General features: G+C 67.8%; 12 protein-coding genes. 5 read left to right on the top strand and 7 right to left on the bottom strand.

Translation table 11 applies throughout. The features are described 5' to 3' along the window. The 5 genes from ACR2JA_RS18395 to ACR2JA_RS18375 form a co-directional block, all read left to right on the top strand. The coding region (locus ACR2JA_RS18395; protein WP_434010516.1) for a CheR family methyltransferase at positions 1–196 on the top strand (196 nt) is incomplete at its 5' end. A 126-nt stretch (positions 197–322) separates the two neighbouring features. Then, on the top strand, positions 323–955 hold the full coding sequence (cheD, locus tag ACR2JA_RS18390; RefSeq protein ID WP_434010515.1) for a chemoreceptor glutamine deamidase CheD: 633 nt from the start codon (positions 323–325) through the stop codon (positions 953–955). A gap of 26 nt (positions 956–981) precedes the next feature. Next, positions 982–2,082 carry a protein-glutamate methylesterase/protein-glutamine glutaminase gene (locus ACR2JA_RS18385; RefSeq protein WP_434010514.1) on the top strand — a complete coding sequence of 367 codons (1,101 nt, stop codon included), beginning with the start codon at positions 982–984 and terminating at the stop codon, positions 2,080–2,082. A gap of 57 nt (positions 2,083–2,139) precedes the next feature. Continuing rightward, positions 2,140–2,658 carry a hypothetical protein gene (locus tag ACR2JA_RS18380; RefSeq protein ID WP_434010513.1) on the top strand — a complete coding sequence of 173 codons (519 nt, stop codon included), beginning with the start codon at positions 2,140–2,142 and terminating at the stop codon, positions 2,656–2,658. After that, a complete protein-coding gene (locus tag ACR2JA_RS18375) occupies positions 2,658–4,940 on the top strand; it encodes an ATP-binding protein (RefSeq protein ID WP_434010512.1) in 2,283 nt (760 codons plus the stop codon). Before ACR2JA_RS18380 ends, ACR2JA_RS18375 begins: the two co-directional genes overlap by 1 nt. Positions 4,941–5,213: 273 nt before the next feature. Here the strand turns inward: ACR2JA_RS18375 and ACR2JA_RS18370 are convergent, their stop codons facing one another. The 7 genes from ACR2JA_RS18370 to ACR2JA_RS18340 all read right to left on the bottom strand — a co-directional run. Next, positions 5,214–5,906, bottom strand: a complete 693-nt coding sequence (locus ACR2JA_RS18370; RefSeq protein WP_434010511.1) for a hypothetical protein — start codon at positions 5,904–5,906, stop codon at positions 5,214–5,216. A 298-nt stretch (positions 5,907–6,204) separates the two neighbouring features. Beyond that, positions 6,205–6,741, bottom strand: coding sequence for a VOC family protein (locus tag ACR2JA_RS18365; protein WP_434010510.1), 537 nt, complete (start codon positions 6,739–6,741; stop codon positions 6,205–6,207). A 124-nt stretch (positions 6,742–6,865) separates the two neighbouring features. Next, positions 6,866–7,093, bottom strand: a complete 228-nt coding sequence (locus ACR2JA_RS18360; RefSeq protein WP_434010509.1) for a DUF2783 domain-containing protein — start codon at positions 7,091–7,093, stop codon at positions 6,866–6,868. 18 nt (positions 7,094–7,111) lie between these two features. Beyond that, a complete protein-coding gene (locus ACR2JA_RS18355) occupies positions 7,112–8,818 on the bottom strand; it encodes an FAD-dependent oxidoreductase (protein ID WP_434010508.1) in 1,707 nt (568 codons plus the stop codon). Positions 8,819–9,030: 212 nt separating this feature from the next. Beyond that, complete coding sequence (locus ACR2JA_RS18350; RefSeq protein WP_434010507.1) at positions 9,031–9,480, bottom strand: universal stress protein; 450 nt, start codon at positions 9,478–9,480, stop codon at positions 9,031–9,033. Positions 9,481–9,508: 28 nt separating this feature from the next. Beyond that, positions 9,509–9,940 carry a response regulator gene (locus ACR2JA_RS18345; RefSeq protein WP_434010506.1) on the bottom strand — a complete coding sequence of 144 codons (432 nt, stop codon included), beginning with the start codon at positions 9,938–9,940 and terminating at the stop codon, positions 9,509–9,511. After that, positions 9,937–10,488: sensor histidine kinase (locus tag ACR2JA_RS18340; RefSeq protein WP_434010505.1), on the bottom strand; the 552-nt coding region annotated here is incomplete at its 5' end. The genes ACR2JA_RS18340 and ACR2JA_RS18345, both read right to left, overlap by 4 nt.

Genomic DNA, 10,488 nt, shown 5'->3' with positions numbered 1-10,488 from the left:
GCGCGAACCTTTTGACGTGGTGTTCTGCCGTAACGTGATGATCTATTTCGACGGTCCCACGCAGCGCCAGGTGCTCGAACGCATCCACCGCGTGATGAAGCCGGGCGGCATGCTGTTCGTCGGTCACGCCGAGAACTTCAGCGATGCGCGCAGCCTGTTCGCGCTGCGCGGAAAGACCGTCTATGAACGCGTTTGACAAGCTCCCCCCTGCGTCGCTTCGCGCCTTCCCCCCAGGGGGACGACACCTGCGGCCCGGCAAAGCCGGTTCCGCGGTGTCACTGGCCGAAGGCACTGCGCATCACCGTTGTGGCGGAGGTCGACCATGATCGTCACCCCCGCACGTTCGTCGCTGGACACGCTGAAGGCACGCAAGCCCAAGCCAGGTGAGGCCTCGTTCTACTACCACGACCACCACTTCAAGCACGACGCGGTGAAGGTGCTGCCCGGCGAGTACTACGTGACCACCGACGACATGGTGATCATGACGGTGCTGGGCTCGTGCATCGCCGCCTGCATCTGGGACCCCAAGGTGCGCGTGGGCGGCATGAACCACTTCATGCTGCCCGACGGTGGCGGCGACACCTCCGGGCGTTACGGCTCGTACGCCATGGAACTGCTGATCAACGAGATGATGAAGCTCGGTGCCCGGCGCGAGAACATGCAGGCCAAGGTGTTCGGTGGCGGCCAGGTGATGCACACCTTCACCACCATGAACGTGGGCGAGCGCAACACCCAGTTCGTGCTGGACTACCTGCAGACCGAACGCATCGCGGTGATCTCCAAGGACGTGCTGGACATCTACCCGCGCAAGGTCTGCTACTTCCCGGCCACGGGCAAGGCCATGTGCAAACGCCTGGCGCATTCGCACCCCGAAACGCTGGAAACCCAGGAACGCAAGGGCAGCGCGGCCGTGGTCGCCAAGAGCACCGCGGGCGGGTCGATCGACCTGTTCTAGACACCGCAGCCCAGGAGGACAACAAGATGGCCAAAATCAGAGTGGTGGTGGTGGACGATTCGGCGCTGGTGCGCAGCCTGCTGACCGAAATCATCAACCGCCAGACCGACATGCAGTGCGTGGGCGCCGCCGCCGATCCGCTGGTCGCGCGCGAGATGATCCGCGAGACCAACCCCGACGTCATCACGCTGGACGTGGAGATGCCGCGCATGGACGGGCTGGAGTTCCTCTCGCGCCTGATGCGTCTGCGCCCCATGCCGGTGGTGATGGTGTCCACGCTGACCGAGCAAGGCGCCGACATCACGCTGCGCGCGCTGGAAATGGGCGCGGTGGACTACGTGGCCAAGCCACGCATCGGCATCACCAGCGGCCTGAACGAGCTGGCACACGACATCGTGGACAAGATCCGCGTGGCGGCCAGCGCCCACGTCAAGCGCCTGCCTCCGGCACCACCAGCGGGCGCGCCGGCAGCGGCCGGTGGCAGCGCCGCGGCCGAGCCGCCGAGGGCGCCGCTGCCGCGCCTGGCCACGACCGAAAAAATCATCTGCATCGGCGCCTCCACCGGCGGCACCGAAGCCATCCGCGAGGTGCTGACCCCCATGCCCGCCGACGCGCCGGCCATCGTCATCACCCAGCACATGCCACCCGGCTTCACCAGCAGTTTTGCCGCCCGCCTGAACAGCCTGTGCCGCATCAGCGTGGCCGAGGCGCGCCACGGCGAACGCATCCTGCCCGGCCATGCCTACATCGCCCCGGGCGGGCGTCAGTTCCGCATCGACCGCAGCGGCTCCAACTACGTGGCCGTGGTGGAAGACACCGAACCCGTCAACCGCCACAAGCCCTCGGTCGAGGTGCTGTTCAAGTCGTGCGCCCGGGTGCTGGGCCCCAACGCCATCGGCGTCATGCTCACCGGCATGGGCGCCGACGGCGCCCTGGCCATGCGCGAGATGAAGGACGCCGGCAGCTACAACTATGTGCAGGACGAGGCCAGCTGCGTGGTCTTCGGCATGCCGCGCATGGCCATCCAGGCCGGTGCCGCGCACGAGGTGCTGCCGCTCAAACAGATCGCCGGCGCGCTGCTCGGCCGCCTGGCCGCCAACCCGGCGCTGGTGCGCCACCGCATCTGAGCTCACGCCCATCCCACCCCTGTTTTCTCGTCACCGTTTTCCCCTCACCACAACACCATGGAGTTGAACATCATGAAAACCCGCCGCCTGTTCATGGGCGCCCTGCTGGGCGCCGTTGCCGTCGCTGCCCAGCCCGCCCTCGCGCTGGACGCTCCCAAGGAGCGCCCCATCCTCACCGTGTCCGGCAAGATCGCCGTGAAAAACGCCGGTGACGTGGCGCGCTTCGACATGAAGATGCTCGAAGCGCTGCCGCAGCAGACCTTCACCACCCGCACCCCCTGGTTCGACAAGCCGGTCAAGTTCACCGGCCCGCTGCTGTCCGACGTGCTGGCCGCCGTCAAAGCCAGCGGCAGCACCGTCAGCGCCATCGCCATCAACGACTACAAGATCAGCATCCCGATGGGCGACACCAAGTTCAAGCCCATCGTGGCCCGCCTGCTGGACGACCAGCCCATGCCGGTGCGCGAGAAGGGCCCGCTGTTCGTGGTCTATCCGTTCGACAACAGCGCCGAGCTGCGCAGCTCCACCTACTACGAGCGCTCGATCTGGCAACTCAAGGCCCTGGAAGTGCAGTGATGATCCCGACCCCGAACCTTGCACACTGGAACCGCCGCCATTGGGCGGTGGCCATCACGCTGCTGCTGAGCCTGACGCTCACGCCGTTGGGCTGGATCCAGTGGCGCCAGGTTCGGGTGCTCGACGACATGTCGAGCAAACAGGTCGACGCCCTGATGTGGCAGGCCTACCAGCTCGAACGCGAGCTCTCGCGGCTCGACCAGGCGATCCACAAAGTCCAGCTGAACCCGGCCGGCGCCGACCCCTGGGCACTGCTCGAACGTTATGAAGTGTTCCTCAGCCGCATCGACCTGCTGACCAAGATCCCGCGCCGCGACCTGCTGCAAAGCTCACCCAATTTCGCCGCAGCACAATCGCGGCTGGAGCTGTTCACCCACACTGCTGACCCGCTGTTCGCCGACCCCGAGTCGCTCGTGCGGCAGCCGCTGTCGCTTCAAGTGCTGGAGAGCCAGATCGAGCTGCTGGTGCCGCTGCTGGCCGAACTCACCCGCGACGCCAACCGGGCGGTGTCGCAGTTCCTGGACGAACGCAACACCCAGATCCAGGAGCAAAGCCGTCTGGTCATTGGCCTGGCCGCTGCGCAGGCCCTGGTGATGCTGCTGTTCGTGGGCCTGCTGGTCCGCCACATCCGCAAACAGCAGCGCCAGTACCAGCACCTGCAAAAGCTCAGCCAGGAACTGACCGAAGCCCGCGACCAGGCCGAGGCCGCCAACCACGGCAAGAGCGTGTTCCTGGCCAACATGAGCCACGAAATCCGCACCCCGTTCCAGGGCCTGCTGGGCATGCTCAACCTGCTGGGCGAAGCGCAGCTGACCAGCGTGCAGCGCGACTACCTGCAGACCGCCTCGGACTCGGCCCAGCACTTGCTCGGCGTGCTCAACGACATCCTGGACGTCTCGACCATGGAGTCGGGCACGCTCAAGCTGTCGGAAACCCCGGTCCACCTGCGCACCGTGGTGCAAGAGGTGAGCGACCTGATGCAGGTGGCCGCACGGGACAAGGGCCTGTCGCTGGACATCTACCCCGCCGCCGACCTGCCCGAGTGGGTGCTGGCCGACGCCACGCGCGTGCGCCAGATCATGTTCAACCTGATCAACAACGCCATCAAGTTCACGCCCCAGGGCGGCGTGATGGTGGAGATCGCCCGCGTCGCCGGCACCCCGTCGGGGCTGACCATCGCGGTGCGCGACACCGGCGTGGGCATGGACGCGGACACCGTGGCCAACCTGTTCACCCGCTTCTACCAGGCCGACAACTCGCTGCGCCGGCGCATCGGCGGCACCGGTCTGGGCCTGGAGATTTCGCGCAACCTCGCGCGCATGATGGGGGGCGACATCCAGGTCGGCAGCGAACCCGGCGTGGGCTCGGTGTTCACCGTGACGTTGCACCTGCCCCCCACCGAGGCTCCGGACGACGCGGTGGACAGCACCGCCGGCACGATCGGCAGCACCCGCCGCCTGCGCGTGCTGGTCGCCGAGGACCACCCGATCAACCTCAAGTACATGGCCATCCTGCTGGAGAAGATGGGACACGACGCCACCTTCTGCGAAAACGGGCAGGAAGCGCTGGACATCCTCAAGACCCAGAGCTTTGACGTGGTGCTGCTGGACTACCACATGCCGGTGCTCGACGGCCTGGCCGCCACCGAGGCGATCCGCCGGCTCGACGGCCCGGCCGCGGACATCAAGGTCATCCTGGTCACGGCCGACGTGGTCAACGACACCCGCAAGCGCGCGCTGGAAGTGGGCGTCAACGAATTCACCAGCAAGCCGCTGCAGGCCGGCGATCTGCAGCGGGCCCTGGGCCGCTGCGGCCTGCTGGACGACCCGGACCATCCCTTGCCCGGCATGAGCGTGCACCGCCTCTCGGGCCCGTTCCCGATGTCCTCGTACGAGATGCCGGTGCGCCTGCCCCAGCCGCAGGACGCGCCATCGGCTGTGATCGACACCGAGGCCTACGCCGAGATCATGTCCATGATGCCCGAGGACTCCCTGAGCGAACTGCTCAGGACCGTGTTCGAGCCACCCGAGGGCACGGCCCACGTGCTGCTCGAAGCGCTGCGCGAGGGCGACCGTGAGGCCGTGCACTACAACGCGCACAAGCTCAAGGGCACGTCCATGCTGATGGGCTTTCGCGCCATCGTGCGCAGCGCGGCCCAGCTCGAAACGCTGTCGCAGGACCCGCAGCAGCCGCTGCACATCAGCCTGGGCGCCCAGCTCAAGCGCGATCTGGAGCTGACCCAGAAGGCACTGGACCAGCTCGAATCCAGCACGCTGAACTGAGGCGCGGGCAGCCGCCCCACCACGTGGTGGGAGGGGCGGGCGCGGTGGCCGACACCGCCCGACCGCAGCGCACAGGACCGCACAAGACCGACCTGCAGGAAGGTGCCGGGCACGCAGCCACGGCGCAACCCATGGACAGTCGGTACCTGGCCGGCGCTGCTGCCGCACACCGACGACCGCATCGCCTGCACCTGGTTCCGTGCCCCCAAAAGAAACGCCGGGCTTGCCCGGCGGTTCTTTTGGGGGTTGTGCCTCCCGACGGGGAGGCGCGGTTCACACCCGGCGGCTGATCAGCGTGCCCGCTTCCAGGGGCGCCAGGCTGCTGTGGCCGGCGGCGTCGTAGGCCACCACCTCCTGGCCGGCCCGCAGTTCGGCCAGCTCGGCCACCGCGTCGTTGGCGGCTTCCTGCACCGGTGCTCCGGACGCCGCGCTGGCCGGCGGTGACAGCGCGGCCGGCGCAGCAGCGCCAACGGGCTCTGCGCCAGCGACCGCTTCGGTGGCACTGACCGCCTCGGCGTCAGCGCTGGCGCCTCTGGCGCTGAGCGCCACATCCACCACCGCGGCGCTGGCCTTCCACACGTTGGAGATCACGTCCTGCAGCTTCTGTCGAAACGCCTTGTCCTCGGCCTGGCGGGCCTGCAGTTCGCGCTCGGCATCCACCTGGGCCTGGGCTTTTTCGGGCGACTCGGGCTGGTCGGGCGCGTCCGGCGACTCGCGTGGCAGCAGCGGCGCCGCGTCGGGCAATGCCCCCTTCTCGGTGCGCTCGGTGTCGCGCTCACGCCCAGAACCACCCACACGCGAGGCCTGGGCGGCGCCGGGCGCCTCGCGCCCCGACGAACCACCGGTCTGCGCGTCGCGCGAGGTGGCCTGCACCGGCTGCACCTGCACGGTGGGCGACACCGCGGTGACCGCGGGGCCGGGAGGCGGCGACCAGACCGCCGGTTGACTGGATGTGATGCTCAACATGGCAAACCCCTGAAGAAAGGGACACCAGTGAAAGACATTCCTGGTGTTCCCTCAGCTTTTCGGCCTTCCATCGCCGAACTTGAGCCCCTTTTCCCGCCCTGTTCCGACGAACGGCAGAGCCCGAGATGCAGTAGGGCACACCAGCAGCACCGTCACGCGCCGTGCAGCAAAAGTGGCGGGCGGCACAACGGCTCCCCGGAGCGCGGGCCCCATCCAGCAGGCACCGCGGAACCGGCTTCGCCGGGCCGCCAGTGCCGCCCCCTTGAGGGGGTGACGCCAAAGGCGGCGCGGGGGTGGATCAAGCCTGAAACGCTTTCTCGTGCATCCACGCCGCGTGCTTGGGTGCGCGGCGGGTCTGGGCCCACTCGTTGATCATGTCCCACTTCACCTCGTCGAGCTTTTTGAGCATCTCGGGCGTGGCGGTGTTGGCGGACAGTTCCAGGCGGTGGCCGTTGGGGTCAAAGAAGTAGATCGACTTGAACAGCGTGTGGTCGGTCGGTCCGATGACGTCAATACCCGAGGCTTGCAGGCGAGCCTTGGTCGATTCCAGCTCGTCCACCGTGTCCACCTCCAGCGCGATGTGCTGGACCCAGTCGGGCGTGTTCGGGTCCTTGCCCATCTCGGGCGAGTTGGGCAGCTCGAAGAAAGCCAGCACGTTGCCCGCGCCGGCGTCCAGGAAGACATGCATGTACGGGTCCGGCGCCTTGGTGGACGGCACCGCGTCTTCGGCGATGGCCAGCACAAAGTCCATGCCCAAGTGCTGCCCATACCACTCGACGGTCTGTTTGGCGTCCTTGCAGCGGTAGGCGACGTGGTGGATCTTGCGGATGTTCATGGGAGAGTCTCCTTGGAGCTAAAGGGAAGCTGCACCACCCAGCACCCACCTGGGAACCGGCTTTGCCGGGCCCCTGGTGTGGTCCCCCCTTTCAGGGGGGAAGACGCGAAGCGGCGCAGGGGGGTCATCGAATGTTTTCGCGGGCCACGCGCAGCGCGTCTTTCAGGACGGCGATGTCGCCCACCTGGTTGGCCAGCAGCAGGATCAGCTTGGCGTTGAGCAGCTGGCTCTGCTCGTCGCTGAGGTCGCGGTGGGTGTCGATCAGGGCTTCGTAGAAGTCGTCGCCCGGCGTGAAGTCACGGAAGTAGCGCTGGCCGGGCTCGGCGAGGTTGGGCAGTGGCTGCAGGGGCATGGGGTTCTCCTGGTGGATTCAGGCGGCCACGGCTTCGGGGCGGATGTCGACCACGGTCTGCGCGGTCGCGCGGGCCAGCGCGGCGCGCACGGCGGCCACGTCGACGCGGCGCCAGCGCGCGGCCACGTGCTGGTCCGGGCGCAGCAGGTAGCCGGTGCCGGGCCGCGCATCCAGGCGCTGGGCCAGCAGGCCATCGCGGTCGTGCAGCACGGTCAGGCCGGCGGCCTCGCCCGGTTGGGCACACACCAGCACCACCTCCACCGGGATGGCGCCACCGGCCAGCGCCGCGGCCTGGGCCCGCAGCGCCGGGTCCAGCGGTGCGGCAGCGTCGGCAAAGACCAGCAGCACGAAACGGTTGCCCAGCTGGTCGAGCAGCCAGGCGTCCTGCCCGTCCACGCGCACCGGGGCGTCGTCCAGCGGCGCACCGGGCACCATGTTGCCCTCGAAAGCGTCCGTGTCGGGCGTGTTCAGCGCCGAGTGCACCAGGAAGGCCGGCACGCTCAGGCGGCCGGAGTTGACCAGCTTGCGTGCAAACGGCTGGGTGCGCGCCAGCTCCAGCGCCGCGTTGCGGAACAGCTTGCTGACCGCGCTCTTGGGCGTGATGAAGTCGGTGGAACGGGTGGAGTTGCGGATGTTCTCGTCGGCCGCGTAGGTGCGGTCGGCGTCATACGTATCCAGCAGCGCCTCGGGCGCCAGGCCCTTGATCACCAGCGCCAGCTTCCACAGCAGGTCGTCGGTGTCCTGGAAGCCGGAGTTGGCGCCGCGTGCGCCAAAGGGCGAGACCTGGTGCGCCGCGTCACCCGCGAACAGCAGGCGGCCGTGGCGGAAGTGCTTCATGCGGCGGCACTGGAAGGTGTAGATGCTGGCCCACTCCAGCGTGAACTCGCGGTCATCGCCCAGCATGGCCTTGACGCGCGGAATGATCTTCTCGGGTTTCTTCTCTTCTTCCGGGTCGGCGTCCCAGCCGAGCTGGAAGTCGATGCGCCAGACGTTGTCGCTCTGCTTGTGCAGCAGCACGCTCTGGTTGGGGTGGAACGGCGGGTCGAACCAGAACCAGCGCTCGGCCGGGTAGTCGGCCTTCATCACCACGTCGGCGATCAGGAAACGGTCCTTGAACACATGGCCTTCGATGTCCAGGCCGAGCTGGCGCCGCACGTTGGAACGGGCGCCGTCGGCCACGACCAGCCAGTCGGCGTCGATCTCGAACGCGCCGTCGGGCGTTTCCACGCTCACGCGCGCGCCACCGTGGCCGCCCTCGCCCAGGGGCTGCACGCTCACCACTTTGTATTTCCAGCGCAGGTCGGCGCCGAGCGCCTCGGCGCGCCGCACCAGCGCTTCTTCCAGGTGGTACTGCTGCAGGTTGATCATGCCCGGGCGCTTGTGGCCAGCGTCGGGCACCAGGTTGAAGCGGTAGACCTCTTCTTCCTTCATGAAGGTGCGGCCCACGTTCCAGCTCACGCCCTTGTCCACCACCGTGTCGCCCACGCCCAGGCGGTCCAGGATTTCCAGCGAACGCTTGGCGTAGCAGACGGCGCGGGAACCGAAGGACACGCTGTCCTCCTCGTCGAACAGCAGCACGTCCAGCCCGTGCAGCCGCGCGTCGATGGCCGCCGCCAGCCCCACCGGGCCGGCGCCGATGACCACCAGCGGCCGGCGCTGTGGTGCGCCCGCCATCAGGTCGTCGGGCGCCCGGTAGGGGAACTGGGGGTAGCTGTAGGTGGACATGGAACGCTGTCTCCGCGGGTGGCCGGTGGTGCGCGTACTGTAGCGCAAGATTTCACATCCGTAAACACATTCACCTAAACGTAATCACGAAAACCATCCCGCGATGGCGGACCGGTGGCCCACAAAGCACAACGGCGGCCCACGCCTGTGCGTGTCCGCCGTTGTGCGTGACCGGTGGTCCGTCAGCCCTTGCGGGCGCGCCGACCGTTGCGTCAGTCGCTCTCGCGTTCGGCCGGTCGCACCACCGTCACCGGCACCGGCGCGATCTGCACCATTTCGTGCGCTACCGCGCCCAGCTGGGAGCGCGCACCGCTGGCGCCGTGCGCGCTCAGGATGACGGCGTCGCAGGCGTGGCGCTCCAGGATCTCGACCAGGGTGTGCGCCGGGTCGCCGGTGGCCACGTCCTGCTCCACCTGCAAGCCGGCGGCCTGCAGCAGTTCAACGGCCGGGCGCATCAGGTCGCGGCCGGCGGCCTCGCTCACCTGCTGCAGCACCTGCGGGTTGTGGGCCACCACCAGTTCATACAGGTTGGCGGGCGACTGCACGTTGGCCACCACAAAACGCGCCCGCAGCCCGCGCCCGGTGAGCGCCAGCGCGTGGCGCACCGCGTCCAGCGAACGCTCGGAGCCATCGACCGGGATCAGGACCTTGAGCATCGGCATGGTGTCTCCTTGTGGTAACGGTCGGCGCTCAGGACGGGCGTTCGTTGAGCACGCACCAGTACAGCTCGATCTGCTCGGCCACGTCCATGAACTTGTTGAAGCTGACCGGCTTTTCGATGTACGAGTTGACGCCCAGATCGTAGGCGGTCTTGAGGTCTTTGTCTTCCCTGGACGAGGTCAGCACGACCACCGGGATGCGGCGGAAGCGCTCGTGCGTCTTGAGCTGGCGCAACACCTCCAGCCCGTTGATCTTGGGCAGGTTGATGTCCAGCAGGATCACCGCCGGCAGCGCCTCGCCCGCCTCCCATCGCGGGATGAAGGCCAGCGCCTCTTCACCGTCGCGGGCGATGTGCACCTGGTTGGAAAACTTCTTCTTGCTGAACGCGCGCAGCGTCAGGTCCAGGTCCATCGGGTTGTCCTCCACCAGCAGGATGGGGGGCGGGCTCACGGAAGTGCTCATTCGGGAAACTCCAGGAAAAACGTGGAACCGGCACCCAGGGTGCTCTCGGCCCAGACACGGCCACCCATGCGCTGGACGGCTTTGAAAACCAGGGCCAGGCCCACGCCGGTGCCCGGAAACTCCTCGGCACGGTGCAGGCGCTGGAAGATGCCGAACATGCGGTCGTGGTACTTCATGTCAAAGCCCACACCGTTGTCACGCACCCACAGAATACGCCGCCCGGCCTCGCTGCGGCTGCCGATCTCCACCCGCGGGGGCTGGCGATCGCGGCTGAACTTCAAGGCGTTGCCGATCAGGTTGCGCAGCACCACGGCCATGCCCTCGCGGTCCAGCGCCAGTGTGAACGGTTCCATGGCCAGCTGCACCTGCGCGCCCTGGCGGTGGATATCGGCCTCGTAACCGTCCAGCACCTGCTGCACCAGCGGCAGCAGCGGCACCGGCTCGGCCGCCATGTCGCGCCGCTCCATGCGCGAATACTCCAGCAGGTCGTTGATCAGCTCGCCCATGAGCTGCACGCCGTGGCGGATGCGCCGGATGAACTGGCGGCC

This window comes from Hydrogenophaga sp., from assembly GCF_051007235.1.
Taxonomy (GTDB): Bacteria; Pseudomonadota; Gammaproteobacteria; order Burkholderiales; family Burkholderiaceae_C; genus Hydrogenophaga.
The sequence above is the reverse complement of the archived record's forward strand: the minus strand, read 5'-3'. Positions and strand labels throughout refer to the sequence as shown.